Source organism: Streptomyces sp. 8K308, assembly GCF_004348315.1.
In the GTDB taxonomy this organism is placed as follows: Bacteria; Actinomycetota; Actinomycetes; order Streptomycetales; family Streptomycetaceae; genus Streptomyces.
Map to the genome: position 1 here is coordinate 1 of NZ_SMKC01000143.1, position 16,163 is coordinate 16,163.

Sequence of the window (16,163 nt, forward strand, 5' to 3'; positions counted from 1 at the left end):
ACCGCGGACACGCCGGCAGGCAGGCCACGACGCGCCGCGCGGGATACGCACGGGCGCCCGCCAGGGCCGCGGCGGTCGATCGGTGCCGCGGGCACGTGGCTTACGTGTCGTGGAGGACGCGCCGCAGGAACGGTTCGGTCGCGGCGGGGGGTTCGGCCTGGAGGACGAGGCGGTTCATGACGTGGCGGTAGCACTCGATCTCGGTCGGCTTGTCCGGGTAGACGCCGCCCGTCTGCTGCTCCAGGTAGACGACGTCCGGCAGTTCGCCGCCCGGCGGGCGGAGGACCGTGACGGGGCCGCCGAGTGCCGCGTGACCGCCGGAGGCGAGCGGCATGATCTGGAGGGTGACGTGCGGGAGCCGCGCCGCCTCGATCAGGTGCTCGAGCTGGGCGCGCATCACGGCCCGGCCGCCGAGCGGCCTCCGCAGCGCCGTCTCGTCGACGACCAGCCAGACCCGCGGCGGATCCTCCCGCCGCAGCACGCGCTGCCGGGCCATCCGCAGCTCGACCCGCCGTTCCACCGCCATGTCGTCGAGCGGTTCGGGCGTGAGGCGGACCACCGCCCGCGCGTAGTCCTCGGTCTGCAGCAGACCGGGGACGAACTGCAGTTCGTAGCCGCGGATCACGGTGGCCGCCTGCTCCAGGCCGAGGTAGACGTTGAGCCAGCCGGGCACCACGTCGTGGAAGACGTGCCACCAGCCCGGCTGGGTGGACTGCCTGGCCAGCGCGAGCAGCGTGGCGCGCTCGGCCTCGTCGGTGACGCCGTAGAAGGTCAGCAGGTCGAGCACGTCGCGTGTCTTGAAACCGGTCCTACCCATCTCCAGGCGGCTGATCTTGGAGTGCGAGCCACGGATCCGGCGTCCGGCCTCGCCACCCGTGATGCCACGCGCCTCGCGCAGCTGCCGCAGCCGGCTGCCGAGGATCATCCGGGGAACGGTGGGGCCCGTCTGCCGGTAGTCGGGGACGATGGGGGCTTTGCCTTCGCGAACGGTCTCTTCGTGCTCGACGACGCCCATACCGCTCCCATCCCTGTGGCCGCGAACGGCCAACTGTACTAGGCCCGGCCCGGATTGGACCCGGCGGATGCGCCCGCCGCCGAGCGTGCGCCCGGGGGCTCGCGACGTATCCCGCACACGGTATGCGGTCACCACGAGGGCCTCGGGCGCGCGCCGGCGCACCCAGCGGGAACCGGCCATCGGCGCCGGTGCCGCCGCGAGTGGTGACGGGCGGCGGCGCCGGGCCTACCGTTGGCGTCATGACGCACAGCACCCACGCGGTGACCAACCAGCCGCCGCCGCTGACGGAGTACGACGTCTTCACCGCCGACGCGGCTCTCGCCGAGGGCTTGGCCCGGCATGTCGCGGCCGAGGTCGCCGACGAGGCGACCGCCGAGTTGCGCGCGCTCGGCCGCGCCGCCGGCTCGGCCGAGGCGATCGAGTGGGGCGTGCGGGCCAACGCGCATCCGCCGGTGCTGCGCACCCACGACCGCTACGGCCACCGCGTCGACGAGGTCGACTTCCATCCCGACTACCACCGGCTGATGGCCAGGGCGGTGGAGGCCGGCCTCACGGACGCGGTGTCGCGGCCCAGCGGGCAGCTGCGCAGGACGGCCGGGTTCCTGGTGTGGACGCAGGTGGACGCGGGCCACGGCTGCCCGGTGTCGATGACCCACGCGGCGGTGCCCGCGCTGCGTGCCGCACCCGAGCTCGCCGCCGTCTGGGAGCCGCTGCTGACCGCCCACGCCTACGACCCGGGGCTGCGCCCCGTGGCCGGCAAGGCGGGCGCGATCGCCGGCATGGGCATGACGGAGAAGCAGGGCGGCTCCGACGTGCGGGCCAACGCCACCAGGGCCGAGCCGCTCGCCGAGCCGGGTGCCTACGCGCTGACGGGACACAAGTGGTTCTGCTCGGCGCCGATGTCCGACGCCTTCCTGGTGCTGGCCCAGGCGCCCGGCGGGCTCACCTGCTTCCTGCTGCCGCGGGTGCTGCCGGACGGCACCCGCAACACGTTCCGGATCCAGCGGCTCAAGGAGAAGCTGGGCAACCACTCCAACGCCTCGTCCGAGGTGGAGTTCGACGGCTCGACGGTGGCGTGGCGGGTCGGCGAGGAGGGGCGCGGGGTGCCCACGATCATCGAGATGGTGGCCGCCACCCGGCTCGACTGCGTGACCGGCTCGGCCGCGATCATGCGGCAGGCGGTGGCCCAGGCCGTCCACCACGCGGCGCACCGGGAGGCGTTCGGCAGCCCGCTGATCGACAAGCCGCTGATGCGGAACGTGCTGGCGGACCTGGCGCTGGAGTCGGAGGCCGCGACGACGCTGGCGCTGCGCCTCGCCGCCGCCCACGACGCGGCGGCGGCCGGCAGCGCGCGGGACCGGCAGCTGCTGCGGATCGCGGTGCCGGCCGCCAAGTACTGGGTGGCCAAGCGCTGCACGCCGCTGGTGGTGGAGGCCCTGGAGTGTCTCGGCGGCAACGGCTACGTGGAGGATTCCGGCATGCCGCGGCTGCTGCGCGAGTCCCCACTGAACTCGATCTGGGAGGGCTCGGGCAACATCCAGGCCCTCGACGTGCTGCGGGCGTTGCAGCGCGAGCCGCAGGCGTTGAACGCGTTCCTGACCGAGGTCGGTCAGGCGGCGGGCGCCGACCACCGGCTGGACGCCGCGATCAAGGGGGTGCTGGCCGAACTCTCCGACCTGGAGGGGATCGAGGCGCGCGCCCGCCGTCTGGTGGAGCGCCTTGCCCTGGTGTTGCAGGGCGCGCTGCTGGTCCAGCACGCCCCGCCGGCCGTGGCCGACGCGTTCTGCGCCTCCCGGCTCTCCGGCGACTGGGGCGCGGCCTTCGGAACCCTGCCGGGGACGCTCGACCTCGCCGCCGTCGTCGATCGGGCCAGAGCGGTGTGATGAGATGACCGAATGAGCACGTCGCCCGCCCCGACCCGCCGCGTCACCACCTGGTGGCTGGAGCAGACCTCGCCGGGTGACCTGGCGCCGGCGCGGACGCCGGCCCGCGAGGCGGGGCTGCGGGTGGCGCGGGCGGCGGTGCCGAGCCCGGAGTTCAGCCGCTTCCTCTACACGGCGGTCGGGCAGGACGTCACCTGGACCGACCGGCTGGTGTGGGACGTCGCGCGGTGGCGGGCGTTCCTGGAGCGGCCCGGCGTGGAGACCTGGGTGGCGTACGAGCACGACACCCCAGCCGGCTTCCTCGAACTTGACCCGGGGCCTGAGGGTGCGGTGGAGGTCAGCTACTTCGGGCTGATCCCCGCCTTCAGAGGGCGCGGCATCGGCGGGCTGCTACTCGCCGAGGGCGTGGCCCGGGCGTGGGACCTGGCGTCGCGGTGGCCCGGGGTGTCACCCACGCGCCGGGTCTGGCTGCACACCTGCTCCAAGGACGGCCCATACGCGCTGGCCAACTACCGGCGCCGCGGGTTCCGGGTCTTCGACACGCGGGAGGCCGAGGAGCCGGCGATCGCCGCCCCTGGGCCGTGGCCGGGCGCCGTGGTCGACGAATCGTGACCAACCGAGCGTAACCACCCCACCACACCGCCCACATATTGGGACGACCCCGTCCACATCGTGGATAACGGTGGACTGGGGCGTCACCGCGTGCCACGCTTCCGTCATGTCTGAAGCTGGAATAGCCCTGGTGAGTCGGCGCCACGTCGACTTCGGTCGAATGTCCAGCGCCATCTGTCCGGCCTGGTGAGAGCCGCGATCCCGGCCCGCTCCCCCTTCGCCACACCACTTCGCCCACGCTGACCTCCCCCGCCGCCGCGCCGTCGCGGCGGTGCAGCCATGGGGGCGGGTCAGCGCTGCCGCCCTGCCACCACGTGGGCCCCTCAGGGCCCGTAGAAAGGCGCGACGCCACGATGTCCGACAGTGCCGAGAAGCCTGCCGCCCCGACCCGCCGCAAGGCCGGCCGCCACCGCGGCGAAGGCCAGTGGGCGGCCGGGCACTTCACGCCCCTGAACGGCAACGAGCAGTTCAAGAAGGACGACGACGGCCTCAACGTGCGCACCCGCATCGAGACCGTCTACGCCCAGCGCGGCTTCCAGGCCATCGACGGCCAGGACCTGCGCGGCCGGATGCGCTGGTGGGGCCTGTACACGCAGCGGCGGCCCGGGATCGACGGCGGCAAGACGGCCATCCTGGAGCCGGAGGAGCTGGACGACGAGTTCTTCATGCTGCGCGTCCGCATCGACGGCGGCCGGCTCAGCACCGCGCAGCTGCGGGTCATCGCCGAGATCTCCCAGGAGTTCGCGCGCGGCACCGCCGACATCACCGACCGGCAGAACGTGCAGTACCACTGGATCCGCGTCGAGGACATGCCGGAGATCTGGCGCCGTCTCGAGGCCGTCGGTCTCTCCACCACCGAGGCGTGCGGCGACACCCCCCGGGTCATCGTCGGCTCCCCGGTGGCCGGGATCGCGGCCGACGAGATCATCGACGGCACGCCCGCCATCGAGGCGATCCACCGCCGGGTGGTCGGCAACAAGGCGTACTCGAACCTGCCGCGCAAGTTCAAGAGCGCCGTCTCCGGCTCCCCGCTGCTCGACGTCGCCCACGAGATCAACGACGTGGCGTTCGTCGGCGTCGTCCACCCGGAGCACGGGCCCGGCTTCGATGTCTGGGTCGGCGGCGGGCTCTCCACCAACCCGCGCATCGGCGTCCGGCTCGGCGCCTGGGTGCCGATCGAGGAGGTGGCCGACGTCCACGAGGGGATCGTCTCCGTCTTCCGCGACTACGGCTACCGCCGGCTGCGCAACCGCGCCCGCCTCAAGTTCCTGGTCGCCGACTGGGGCGCCGAGCGGTTCCGCGAAGTGCTGGAGAAGGAGTACCTGCTGCGCCCGATGATCGACGGCCCGGCGCCGGCCGATCCGCCGCACGCCTGGCGCGACCACGTCGGCGTGCACCGGCAGCAGGACGGCCGTTACTACGTCGGCTTCGCGCCCACCGTCGGCCGGGTGGACGGCACCACGCTCGCCAAGATCGCGGACCTGGCCGAGGCGCACGGCTCCGGGCGGGTGAACACCACCGTCCAGCAGAAGATGCTGATCCTGGACGTGCCGGAGGAGCGGGTCGCCTCGCTGACCGAGGGCCTGGCCACGCTCGGCCTGACCGCCGAGCCCTCCCCTTTCCGGCGCGGCACCATGGCCTGCACCGGCATCGAGTTCTGCAAGCTGGCCATCGTCGAGACCAAGGCCAGGGGCGCCTGGCTGATCGAGGAGCTGGAGCGCCGGCTGCCCGAGTTCGACGAGCCGCTGACCATCAACATCAACGGCTGCCCCAACTCCTGCGCCCGCATCCAGATCGCGGACATCGGTCTCAAGGGGCAGCTGGTCGTCGACGAGAACGGCGAGCAGGTCGAGGGCTTCCAGGTCCACCTCGGCGGCTCGCTGGGCCTCGAACCCGGCTTCGGCCGCAAGGTGCGCGGCCTGAAGGTGACCGCCGCCGGCCTGGCCGACTACGTGGAACGGGTGCTGCGGGCCTACCTCGACCAGCGGGAGCCCGGCGAGCGGTTCGCGCGCTGGGTCGCGAGGGCGGAGGAGGGCGCGCTGTCATGAGCGAGCGCGCGGCCCCGTTCTACTGCCCCTACTGCGGCGACGAGGACCTGCGCCCCAGCGAGGCCGGCCACGGCGCCTGGGAGTGCGCGGCGTGCAACCGGGCTTTCCGCCTGTCGTTCCTCGGCCTGCTGGCCAGCGGTCTGGCGCGCGGCGACCGAGACGACCACGACGGCTGACGTGAGGCAAGGCAGAGGAAGGGGCATCGGAACCATGACCACCGTCACCAACACCGAGTCACCCCGCGCCGAGCGGCTGCGCGAGCTGGCCGAGCGGGCGGGCCGCGAGCTCGAGGAGGCGCCCGCCCTGGAGATCCTGCGCTGGGCCGCCGACACCTTCGGTCCCCGGTTCTGCGTCACGGCCTCCATGGCCGACGCCGTCGTGGCCCACCTGGCCGCCCGGGCCAGGCCCGGCGTCGACGTCGTGTTCCTGGACACCGGCTACCACTTCCCGGAGACCATCGGCACCAGGGACGCGGTCGCCACCGTGATGGACGTCAACGTCATCACCCTCACCCCCCGGCTGACCGTCGCCGAGCAGGACGCCGAGTTCGGGCCCCGGCTGTACGAGCGCGACCCGGACCGCTGCTGCGCGATGCGCAAGGTGGAGGTGCTCGAGGCGGGCCTGGCCGGCTACGACGCCTGGGCCACCGGGCTGCGCAGGGACGAGTCGCCGACCCGCGCGAACACGCCGGTGGTCGGCTGGGACGCGCGACGCGGCAAGGTGAAGATCGCGCCGATAGCCCGCTGGACGGACGCGGATGTGGAAGCCTATGTCGCCGAGCACGGGGTGCTGACCAACCCGCTGCTGCAGGACGGCTACGCCTCCATAGGGTGCGCCCCCTGCACCCGCCGCACGCTGGCCGGCGAGGACGCGCGGGCGGGCCGCTGGGCCGGTATGGCCAAGACCGAGTGCGGATTGCACGGCTGATGCGCCGCCGCACTCCCCCACACCTCACACCACATTCCGACGAGAGCCCGAGGAGCGGGAGATGAGCGAGTCAGGGCAGGGCGCCACCATCTGGCTCACCGGCCTGCCGAGCGCCGGCAAGACGACCATCGCCCGGGCGCTCGGCGAGCGCCTGACCGCCGACGGCCACCGGGTCGAGGTGCTGGACGGCGACGAGATCCGGGAGTTCCTCTCGGCCGGGCTCGGCTTCTCACGCGAGGACCGGCACACCAACGTCACCCGCATCGGTTTCGTCGCCGAACTCCTCGCCTCGCACGGGGTGAAGGTGCTGGTCCCGGTGATCGCGCCGTACGCGGACAGCCGCGAGGCGGTGCGCAAGCACCACCAGGCGTCCGGCACCGGCTACCTGGAGGTGCACGTGGCCACGCCGGTCGACGTGTGCTCCGAGCGCGACGTCAAGGGCCTGTACGCGCGGCAGGCGGCCGGCGAGCTCACGGGGCTCACCGGCGTGGACGACCCCTACGAGGTGCCGGCCGCGCCCGACCTGGTGATCGCGGCGCACGAGCAGTCGGTCGCCGAGTCGGCCGGCGCGCTGCACGCGCTGCTGGGCGAGAGGGGGCTGTTGTGACGGTCCCGCTGAGCGAAGACGAGCGAGAGGAGCGGAGCATGACGGCGTCCGCTGACCCCGGTGGTCCCTTCACGCTGTCCCACCTGGACGTGCTCGAGTCCGAGGCGGTGCACATCTTCCGGGAGGTGGCCGGGGAGTTCGAGCGCCCGGTGATCCTCTTCTCGGGCGGCAAGGACTCCATCGTCATGCTGCACCTGGCGCTCAAGGCGTTCGCGCCGGCGCCGCTGCCGTTCTCCCTGCTGCACGTGGACACCGGGCACAACTTCCCCGAGGTGATCGCCTACCGGGACGAGGTGGTGGCCCGCCACGGCTTGCGGCTGCACGTCGCGAGCGTCCAGGAGTTCATCGACAGCGGCCGGCTGCGGGAGCGCCCCGACGGCACCCGCAACCCGCTGCAGACCGTGCCGCTGCTCGACGCGATCGAACGCAACCGCTTCGACGCGGTCTTCGGCGGCGGCCGACGCGACGAGGAGAAGGCCCGCGCCAAGGAGCGGGTGTTCTCGCTGCGCGACGAGTTCGGCGGCTGGGACCCGCGCCGCCAGCGCCCTGAGCTGTGGCAGCTCTACAACGGCCGGCACGCGCCGGGCGAGCACGTCCGCGTCTTCCCGCTCTCCAACTGGACCGAGCTCGACGTGTGGCAGTACATCGGCCGGGAGAAGATCGACATCCCGGCGATCTACTACGCCCACGAGCGCGAGGTGTTCAGGCGCTCCGGCATGTGGCTGGCCGCGGGCGACTGGGGCGGCCCCAAGGAGGGCGAGCCGGTGGCCACCCGGCAGGTCCGCTACCGCACGGTGGGCGACATGTCCTGCACCGGCGCCGTGGAGTCCGAGGCCGCCACCATCGAGCAGATCATCGCCGAGATCGCGGCCTCCCGGCTCACCGAGCGCGGCGCCACCAGGGCCGACGACAAGCTGTCCGAGGCCGCCATGGAGGACCGCAAGCGGGAGGGATACTTCTGATGACGACCGCCGCCTCGCCCGCCGAGACCTCGGCCACCTCGCTGCTGCGCTTCGCCACCGCGGGATCCGTGGACGACGGCAAGTCCACGCTGGTCGGCCGGCTGCTGCACGACTCCAAGTCCGTGCTCGCCGACCAGTTGGAGGCCGTCGAGCTGGCATCCCGCAACCGTGGCGCCGACTCCGTCGACCTGGCGCTGCTCACCGACGGCCTGCGCGCCGAGCGCGAGCAGGGCATCACCATCGACGTCGCCTACCGCTACTTCGCCACCCCGCGCCGGCGGTTCATCCTCGCCGACACCCCGGGGCACGTGCAGTACACCCGGAACATGGTCACCGGGGCCTCCACGGCCGAGCTGGCCATCATCCTGGTGGACGCGCGGCACGGCGTCGTCGAGCAGACCCGCAGGCACGCCGCCGTCGCCGCGCTGCTGCGCGTCCCCCACGTGGTGCTCGCCGTCAACAAGATGGACCTGGTCGGCTACGCGGAGCCGGTGTTCGCCACGATCGCCGCGGAGTTCACCGACTACGCCGGCTCGCTCGGCGTTCCCGAGGTCACCGCGATCCCCATCTCGGCGCTGGCCGGCGACAACGTCGTCACCCCCTCGGCCACCATGGACTGGTACGGCGGCCCCACGGTGCTCGAACACCTGGAGACCGTGCCGGTCACCCGCGACCCGGCCGAGGACCCGGCCCGCTTCCCCGTCCAGTACGTGATCCGTCCGCAGACCGCCGAGCACCCCGACTACCGGGGCTACGCGGGGCAGATCGCCTCCGGCGTGCTGCGGGTCGGCGAGCGGGTGCTCGCGCAGCCGTCGGGCCGCTCCAGCGTGATCGAGCGGATCGACGCGCTCGGCCAGTCCGTGGACGTGGCCTGGGCGCCGATGTCGGTGACCGTCACCCTCGCCGACGACCTGGACATCTCGCGCGGCGACCTGATCGTGCCGGCCGCGGGCGCGGCCGAGGTGAGCCAGGACCTCACCGCCACCGTCTGCCACCTGCACGACCGGCCGCTGACGCCGGGCGCCCGGGTGCTGCTCAAGCACACCACCCGCACGGTCAAGGCGATCGTCAAGGAGATCCCGTCGCGGCTGACGCTGGACGACCTCTCCCAGCACCCGGAGCCCGGGCAGCTGGTGGCCAACGACATCGGCCGGGTGGTCATCCGCACCGCCGAGCCGCTGGCCGTCGACGACTACGCCGACTCCCGGGCCACCGGCTCCTTCCTGCTGATCGACCCGGCGGACGGCGCCACCCTCACCGCCGGCATGGCGGGCACCGCCTTCGCCGACGGCGACCACGACCCCGACCAGCAGGCGGACGCCGCGTCCGATGGGTGGGACTTCTGAGGATGCGGATCGGAGACGTCTTCTCGACCTTCGCCAAGGAGGGCGGCCGCATAGGCAGCGGCGCCCTCGGCGCGGGGCACGGCGGGATCGGGCGATGTGCGGGCTGACCCCCGCCCGTTGACCCGTGCGTTCCCATCCCGCCACCGCCTGCCCCGTTCTGAGAGGAACCGTCCCATGACCGCCACCCGCTCCTCCCGGCTGAGAGCCGCCCGCCGCGGCCGCCGCGCGCTGACCGCCGCCGCGGCGCTGCCGCTGCTGCTCCTGGCGGCCTGCGGCTACGGCTCCGAGGCGGAAGACGACGCCGGTTCCTCGAACCCGCCCTCCGAGGAGTCGAACGCCGAGGCCCTGTCGGCCGACGAGGTGACCATCGGCTACTTCGCCAACATCACCCACGCCACCGCCGTGGTCGGCCTGCGGGAGGACGGCGGCCTGATCCGCCAGGAGCTGGGCGGCACCGACGTCTCCACCCAGATCTTCAACGCGGGCCCCTCCGCCATCGAGGCACTCAACGCCGGCGAGGTGGACGTCACCTTCATCGGCCCCAACCCGGCGATCAACGGCTGGGCCCAGTCCGGCGGCCAGAGCCTGCGGATCGTGTCCGGCGCGGCCTCGGGCGGCGCGTCCCTGGTGGTCGACCCGGACGCCGTGTCCTCGCTCGACGACCTGGACGGCGCCCGGATCGCCACCCCGCAGCTCGGCAACACCCAGGACGTGGCGCTGCTCAACTACCTGGCGGAGAACGGCTACGAGGTCGACCCGCAGTCCGGCCGTGGCGACGTCGAGGTGGTCCGCGTCCCCAACGCGGAGATCCCGGCCGCCTTCGACAGCGGCGACATCGACGGCGCCTGGGTGCCGGAGCCCACCGCGTCCAACCTGGTGAGCCGGGGCGCCGAGACCCTGCTCGACGAGGGCGAGCTGTGGGAGGACGGCCGCTACGTCGTCACCCACGTCATCGCCCGCCAGGACTTCCTCGACGAGCACCCGGACGTGGTCGAGGCCATCGTGCGCGGCGTGGTGGAGACCAACGCCTGGATCAACGAGAACCCGGACGAGGCCAAGGCCGACTTCAACGCCGAGCTGGCCAGCGAGCCCGGCGGCAGCGAGCTGCCGGCCGAGGTGCTCGACCCGGCCTGGGAGCACGTCGAGTTCCTCGACGACCCGCTGGCCGAGACGCTGCGGGTGGGCGCGGAGCACGCGGTGAACGCCGGCCTGCTCGAGGAGACCGACCTCGGCGGCATCTACGACCTGTCCATCCTCAACCGGGTGCTCGCCGACGCCGGGCAGCCGGAGGTCGACGACGCCGGCCTCGGCGTGGGCGACTGACGCGCCGGAAAGCCCCGTGACCACAGCCCCCAGGAGGTGACAACCATGGCCCTCGCCACCACCGGCAGGCCGGAAGCGAGCAATGCCGCCGCGACCGAGTACGCCGTGCGTCTCGACCATGTCTCGAAGTCCTTCGGCCGGCCCGGCCGGCAGCAGCTGGTGCTCGACGACATCAGCCTCGACGTGGCGCCAGGGGAGTTCGTCACCCTGCTGGGGGCCTCGGGCTGTGGCAAGTCGACCCTGCTCAACCTGACCGCCGGGCTCGACGCGGCCTCCGAGGGCCGGATCTCGGTCTCCGGCGGCCGGCCGGCGCTGATGTTCCAGGAACACGCGCTCTTCCCGTGGCTGACCGCGGGCAAGAACGTGGAGCTGGCGCTGCGGCTGCGCGGCGTGCCGAAGAACGAGCGGCGCGCCGAGGCCGAGCGGCTGCTCGCCCTGGTGCGGCTGACGGGCTCGTACGGCAAGCGGGTACACGAGCTCTCCGGCGGCATGCGGCAGCGCGTCGCGCTGGCCAGGGCGCTCGCCCAGGACAGCCAACTGCTGCTGATGGACGAGCCGTTCGCCGCGCTCGACGCCATCACCAGGGACGTGCTGCACGAGGAGCTGACCCGGATCTGGACCGAGACCGGCGTCTCGATCCTGTTCGTCACCCACAACGTGCGGGAGGCGGTGCGGCTCGCGCAGCGGGTCGTGCTGCTCTCCTCGCGCCCCGGCCGGGTCGTGCACGAGTGGCGGGTGGAGATCCCCCAGCCGCGCCGCATCGAGGACGCCGAGGTCTCGGCGCTCTCGGTCGAGATCACCGAACGGCTCAGGGAGGAGATCCGCCGCCATGGCCAGCAGTGACACGACCCCGCGCCCGACGACCGGCGCCTCGGACCTCGCCGGCCTCGAGGCCGGCCTCGACGCGCTGGACAGCGCCCCCAGCCAGGACCGGCAGTCGATCGGCCGGACGGTGCTGGCCAAGGTGGTTCCGCCGCTGGTGGCCATCGCGCTGGTGCTCGCGGTCTGGCAGGGCGTCTACTGGGCGGAGATCCAGCCCGACTACCTGATGCCGGGCCCCCTGGACGTGTGGGGCGAGTACGAGGAGATGTGGCTGCGGGGCACCCTGTTCGAGTACGTCTGGACCAGCGTCTCGCGCGGCCTCCTCGGCTTCCTGATCGCCATCGCCATCGGCACCCCGCTGGGCCTCGTCGTCGCCCGCGTGCGGCTGGTGCGGGCCGCGATCGGCCCGGTGCTGACCGGCCTCCAGTCGCTGCCCTCGGTGGCCTGGGTGCCGGCCGCGATCATCTGGTTCGGACTCTCCAACGGCACCATCTACGCGGTGGTGCTGCTGGGCGCCGTGCCGTCCATCGCCAACGGCATCGTGGCCGGCGTCGACCAGATCCCGCCGCTCTACCTGCGGGCCGGCCGCACGCTCGGCGCCCGGGGGCTCACCAGCGTCCGGCACGTGCTGCTGCCGGCCGCGCTGCCCGGCTACCTGGCCGGCCTGAAGCAGGGCTGGGCCTTCTCCTGGCGCTCGCTGATGGCCGCCGAGCTGATCGTGCAGACCCCCAGCCTCGGCACCGGTCTCGGCCAGCTGATGGAGGGCTACCGCACCATGCAGAACATGTCGGGCGTGCTCGCCACGATCATCCTCATCCTGATCGTCGGCGTCGCCATCGACCTGCTGTTCTTCTCCCCGCTCGAGCGCCGCGTGCTGCGCGGCCGCGGCCTGCTGGTGCGCTCCTCGTGACCACGCCGCCGCCCCCGTCCCTGCTGGTCGTCGCGCACGGCAGCCGCGACCGCCGGCACGCGGCGACCGTGTCGGCGCTTGCCGCGCGGGTGCGGTCGCTGGCGCCGGGGACGCGGGTGGCGGTGGGCTACCTCGACTTCGACGCCCCGAGCGTGGACCGGGCGCTGACCGGTCTGTACGCGGCCGGCGCGCGGCGGGTGGTGGCGGTGCCGCTGCTGCTGGCCAGGGCCTTCCACGCCAAGGCCGACATCCCGGCCGTGCTGCGGGCGTCCCGGCGCCGGCTGCCGGGGTTGACGATCCGGCAGGCCGATGTCCTCGGTCCCGACCCGCTGCTGCTGGCCGCCCTCGAGCGGCGGCTCGGCCTGGCCGGCGTGCGCCTGGCCGACCGTGCCGACACCGGCGTCGTGTTGGCGTCGGCTGGCTCCTCTGACCCGGAGGCGATCGCGGTGTTCGCTCGAACCGCGCGGGAGTGGCGGCGCACCGCCGGCTGGTGTGCCGTGCGGCCCGCGTTCGCCTCCGGCTCGCGGCCCACCACGGCGGACGCCGTCCGCGCGTTGCGCGCGGACGGCGTCCGCCGGGTGGCCGTGGCCCCCTGTGTCATCGCCCCTGGCCGGCTGCCGGACCGGATACTGGCCGGCGCCCGCGAGGCGGGCGCCGACGCGGTGGCCGCGCCGCTGGGCGCGGCGCCCGAGCTTGCCGAGCTCCTGTGGCGGCGCTACGCGTCGGCCGGCGGCGCGGACCTCGCCACCGCCGGCCACGCGCCCTACGGAACGTACTTGTAGCCCACCCGCCGCACCGTGACGATGCGCTCCCGGTGGGCCGCGCCCAGCTTGCGGCGCAGCCGCGCCACGTGCACGTCGACGGTCCGCTGGTCGCCGACCGGGCCGTAGCCCCAGATGCTCGTCACCAGCTGCTCCCTGGTGTACACCCGGTGTGGGTGCCCGGCCAGGTGGGCGAGCAGCTCGAACTCCAGGTAGGTCAGCCGGATCGGTTCACCGTCCACCCGGACGATGCGCTCCTCGGTGTCCACCACGACGCCCTGGCCGGCCGGGTCCTGTGCGGCGGGAGCGGGCACCGGCACGACCGCCGGCGTCGCCCCCCGAGCGGTCAACATTTCGGAGAGTTGGGTCAGTTGGGTCCCGGCCGGGGCCAGCACCAGATAGCCGACCAACGGCACGCCGCCGGTCGTGGCCTCAGGAACCAGCGCCACGGCCACGTCGGACAGGTTCGTCACGTCGGACAGCTCGGTGAGATCGGGGAGGGCGGTGAGGTGCCGCATCATCGGCTCCCTTTCGTGTGGGACGCGCCTTGGGGATCCTCGTGGGATCGGGTCAGGCCGCGGCGGCTGGGGTGTAGTGCACGGCGTCGTCGCCCTCGACGACCCGACTGTGTTCTCCGTCCACGCCGACCGGCGCGTCGCCGGCCACGGTCACGCGGTGCAGCAGGCGCGGCAGGTCGCCGTAGTCGTCGGGCGCGTAGTGCTGGGTGACGCGGTTGTCGAAGAGCACCAGGTCCCCCGGCGCCCACTGCCAGCGCACCACGTTCTCCGGGCGGATCACGTAGGACTGCAGGATGCGCAGGACGTCGCGGGACTCGTCGGGCCCGAGCCCGACCAGCCGCTGCGCGAACCCGCCGATGAACAGGCCGCGTTCGCCGCTCTCCGGGTGCACCCTGACCACCGGGTGGGCGGTCCGGTACTTCCGGGAGACAAACTGCCTGCGGTGCTCGGCGGCCTTGGCCGTCCTCAGCTCCGCGTAGTCGTGGTCGTTGGTGTGCACCGCCCACAGCCGGTCGGCCAGGGCGCGCAGCGGCTTCGGCAGATCGCGGTAGGCGGTGGCCGCGTTGGCGATCAGGGTGTTGCCGCCGTAGGGCGGGACGACGAGGCTGCGCAGCGTCGTCACCTTGGGCGGGGTGCGGACGAAGGTGACGTCGGTGTGCCAGCGGTTGGAGCGGATGCCCTCCTCGCCGTTGACCGCGAGGACGTTGGGCTGGCCGTCCGCCGAGGGGACGGTGGGGTGCGCGGTGGTCAACTCGCCGAAGAGCGAGGCGAACCTGAGCTGGGCCGCGTCGTCGAGCCGCTGCCCCCTGAAGAAGAGGGCCTTGTGTTGGAGGAGCGCTGAGTTGATCTCGGGGACGACGGCGGGATCGAGATCGCCGGCGATATCCACGCCGATGATCTCGGCGCCGATGCGCCCGCCGATCCGGCGGACGTCGAAACCGGTGGTGGTCATTGCTGTTCGCTGCCTTTCTGCGGTGATCTGCTGTTGCCGATCTCGTTTTGAGGCAGCCGAAATAACGCTCTCGCGGGCACGCGGTCGATTACGCCGAAATCATCGGCGCATCAACCGGAGAAAAGTGAGAAGATTCGCGAACCGCACGGACTGCAAGGACCGTACGGGGTGTGCGAGGTGTGGCAAGCGCGAAAGAGCGTCGGTCGGCTGGACTCAGCGACCGACGGCACAGATGGCGCTGGCCTGCCGCCGGAGGTCGACGTGCAGCCGCGCGACGAGAAAGTCAGCTTGACTCACGGTAGGTGAGCATGCCAGCGCCGTCGGGCAGCCGTCAAGGCATTTCCCGCCGGTCTCGAATACTGGAACACTCCCTGAAAATGACCTCGCTTGACCATTGCGGCCCGGCACTGTCAATCTTGACCTCATGCCGACCGGTAAGCGCTTCTTTTCACGATGGCACGTGGACCTCGTCCGCGTGGCCAGCGCGCTGTGTCGCGGCGACCGTCCGAGCTAGACGGTCGCGCCCGGTGTTGTGCCGTGGGCGCGGCTTCCCCCGCCGAACGCCCACCCGCACCACCGGAGAAGAGGACCCCGCATGACCGCGCCCGTCGCCGCGCCCCGCACCCCGAACGAACTCGCCGACACCGTACGGTGGTTCGCCGCCCGCCAGGAACTGTGGCGGCCGCGGGTCGGCTTCACCGCCCCGGAGCGCTTCTACCTGCGCCTCGAACGCACCGCGGACCACGAGGTCTGGCTGCTCACCTGGCTGCCGGGCCAGGGCACCGAGATCCACGACCACGGAGGCGCCTCGGGCTCCTTCGGCGTGGTCCAGGGCACGCTCGCGAGGACACCTTCGACCCCGCAGGGACGTCCCGGACGCTGAACCCCGGCGAACGGCGGACGTTCGGCCCGCGCCACGTCCACCGGGTCGTCAACCGGGGTCGCTCCCGGCCGTCAGCATCCACGCCTACGCGCCGGCCCTCACCACCCAGAACTACTACGAGGCGGACCCGTCCGGACGGCTGCGGCTGCTGCGGACCGACGCCGTGGAGGACTGAACCCGATGGGCATCGACAGCCACCTGGCCGCCGTGCGGTCGACGTTCGACCGGCTGACCCCGGCCGAGGCCCACGCCGAGTGGCGGGCCGGCGCGGTACTGGTGGACACCAGGCCCGAGTTCCAGCGCGCGGCGAGCGGCACGATCCCCGGGGCGCTGCTGATCGAGCGGAACCACCTGGAGTGGCGCTGCGACCCGTCGAGCGGCGCGGCGGTTCCGGAGGCGGTGGATCGGGACGTGCGGTGGATCGTCTTCTGCGACGAGGGCTACGCGTCGTCCCTGGCGGCGGCCTCCCTCCGGGCGGTGGGCCTCCGGCGGGCGATCGACCTGGCCGGCGGCTACCAGGCCTGGCGCCGAGCGGGCCTCCCCACCACCACCCCAACCCCCTGACTGCAGAAGCGTTCCCAACGACGACCGGCC

The 16,163-nt window shown here is 73.0% G+C and carries 17 protein-coding genes; 14 read left to right on the forward strand and 3 right to left on the reverse strand.

The annotated features are described in order from the left end of the window. Nucleotides 1–100: 100 nt before the first annotated feature. Complete coding sequence (locus E1265_RS19845; protein ID WP_132931810.1) at nucleotides 101–1,015, reverse strand: helix-turn-helix transcriptional regulator; 915 nt, start codon at nucleotides 1,013–1,015, stop codon at nucleotides 101–103. 239 nt (nucleotides 1,016–1,254) lie between these two features. On the opposite strand from E1265_RS19845, the gene E1265_RS19850 reads away from it, so the two are divergent. The 12 genes from E1265_RS19850 to E1265_RS19905 all read left to right on the forward strand — a co-directional run bounded on the left by E1265_RS19850 (nucleotide 1,255) and on the right by E1265_RS19905 (nucleotide 13,237). Further along, on the forward strand, nucleotides 1,255–2,898 hold the full coding sequence (locus E1265_RS19850; protein ID WP_132931811.1) for an acyl-CoA dehydrogenase family protein: 1,644 nt from the start codon (nucleotides 1,255–1,257) through the stop codon (nucleotides 2,896–2,898). A gap of 12 nt (nucleotides 2,899–2,910) precedes the next feature. Beyond that, nucleotides 2,911–3,510, forward strand: coding sequence for a GNAT family N-acetyltransferase (locus tag E1265_RS19855; protein WP_132931813.1), 600 nt, complete (start codon nucleotides 2,911–2,913; stop codon nucleotides 3,508–3,510). A gap of 353 nt (nucleotides 3,511–3,863) precedes the next feature. Beyond that, nucleotides 3,864–5,558: a nitrite/sulfite reductase gene (locus E1265_RS19860; RefSeq protein WP_132931815.1), complete on the forward strand. Its 1,695-nt coding sequence runs from the start codon at nucleotides 3,864–3,866 to the stop codon at nucleotides 5,556–5,558. Further along, nucleotides 5,555–5,734 (forward strand): hypothetical protein, encoded by a 180-nt coding sequence (locus E1265_RS19865; protein WP_132931817.1) that lies wholly within the window; start codon nucleotides 5,555–5,557, stop codon nucleotides 5,732–5,734. Before E1265_RS19860 ends, E1265_RS19865 begins: the two co-directional genes overlap by 4 nt. Nucleotides 5,735–5,768: 34 nt before the next feature. Then, nucleotides 5,769–6,485: a phosphoadenylyl-sulfate reductase gene (locus E1265_RS19870; protein WP_132931819.1), complete on the forward strand. Its 717-nt coding sequence runs from the start codon at nucleotides 5,769–5,771 to the stop codon at nucleotides 6,483–6,485. A 61-nt stretch (nucleotides 6,486–6,546) separates the two neighbouring features. Beyond that, the gene (cysC, locus tag E1265_RS19875) at nucleotides 6,547–7,092 is read left to right on the forward strand and encodes an adenylyl-sulfate kinase (RefSeq protein WP_132931821.1); all 546 of its coding nucleotides are present in this window, start codon (nucleotides 6,547–6,549) and stop codon (nucleotides 7,090–7,092) included. Nucleotides 7,093–7,130: 38 nt separating this feature from the next. Beyond that, nucleotides 7,131–8,054 (forward strand): sulfate adenylyltransferase subunit CysD, encoded by a 924-nt coding sequence (gene cysD, locus E1265_RS19880; RefSeq protein ID WP_132931823.1) that lies wholly within the window; start codon nucleotides 7,131–7,133, stop codon nucleotides 8,052–8,054. Beyond that, the gene (locus E1265_RS19885; RefSeq protein WP_132931825.1) at nucleotides 8,054–9,400 is read left to right on the forward strand and encodes a GTP-binding protein; all 1,347 of its coding nucleotides are present in this window, start codon (nucleotides 8,054–8,056) and stop codon (nucleotides 9,398–9,400) included. The genes cysD and E1265_RS19885 overlap by 1 nt, the downstream gene beginning before the upstream one ends. 174 nt (nucleotides 9,401–9,574) lie before the next feature. After that, nucleotides 9,575–10,723 (forward strand): ABC transporter substrate-binding protein, encoded by a 1,149-nt coding sequence (locus E1265_RS19890; RefSeq protein WP_132931827.1) that lies wholly within the window; start codon nucleotides 9,575–9,577, stop codon nucleotides 10,721–10,723. Between the two features lie 45 nt (nucleotides 10,724–10,768). Next, complete coding sequence (locus tag E1265_RS19895) at nucleotides 10,769–11,566, forward strand: ABC transporter ATP-binding protein (RefSeq protein WP_132931829.1); 798 nt, start codon at nucleotides 10,769–10,771, stop codon at nucleotides 11,564–11,566. Further along, nucleotides 11,553–12,455, forward strand: coding sequence for an ABC transporter permease (locus E1265_RS19900; protein ID WP_132931831.1), 903 nt, complete (start codon nucleotides 11,553–11,555; stop codon nucleotides 12,453–12,455). Before E1265_RS19895 ends, E1265_RS19900 begins: the two co-directional genes overlap by 14 nt. After that, nucleotides 12,452–13,237 (forward strand): sirohydrochlorin chelatase, encoded by a 786-nt coding sequence (locus tag E1265_RS19905; RefSeq protein WP_132931833.1) that lies wholly within the window; start codon nucleotides 12,452–12,454, stop codon nucleotides 13,235–13,237. The genes E1265_RS19900 and E1265_RS19905 overlap by 4 nt, the downstream gene beginning before the upstream one ends. Here the strand turns inward: E1265_RS19905 and E1265_RS19910 are convergent. Next, the gene (locus tag E1265_RS19910; RefSeq protein ID WP_132931834.1) at nucleotides 13,219–13,737 is read right to left on the reverse strand and encodes a winged helix-turn-helix domain-containing protein; all 519 of its coding nucleotides are present in this window, start codon (nucleotides 13,735–13,737) and stop codon (nucleotides 13,219–13,221) included. The two genes, E1265_RS19905 and E1265_RS19910, sit on opposite strands and share 19 nt — an antisense overlap. Before the next feature lie 49 nt (nucleotides 13,738–13,786). Beyond that, the gene (locus E1265_RS19915; RefSeq protein ID WP_132931836.1) at nucleotides 13,787–14,686 is read right to left on the reverse strand and encodes a TauD/TfdA family dioxygenase; all 900 of its coding nucleotides are present in this window, start codon (nucleotides 14,684–14,686) and stop codon (nucleotides 13,787–13,789) included. Nucleotides 14,687–15,281: 595 nt separating this feature from the next. On the opposite strand from E1265_RS19915, the gene E1265_RS39360 reads away from it, so the two are divergent. After that, nucleotides 15,282–15,569: a hypothetical protein gene (locus E1265_RS39360; RefSeq protein ID WP_243740954.1), complete on the forward strand. Its 288-nt coding sequence runs from the start codon at nucleotides 15,282–15,284 to the stop codon at nucleotides 15,567–15,569. Between the two features lie 180 nt (nucleotides 15,570–15,749). After that, entirely contained in the window at nucleotides 15,750–16,133 is a 384-nt protein-coding gene (locus tag E1265_RS19925) for a rhodanese-like domain-containing protein (RefSeq protein ID WP_132931838.1), read from the forward strand. The last annotated feature ends 30 nt before the right edge of the window (nucleotides 16,134–16,163 follow it).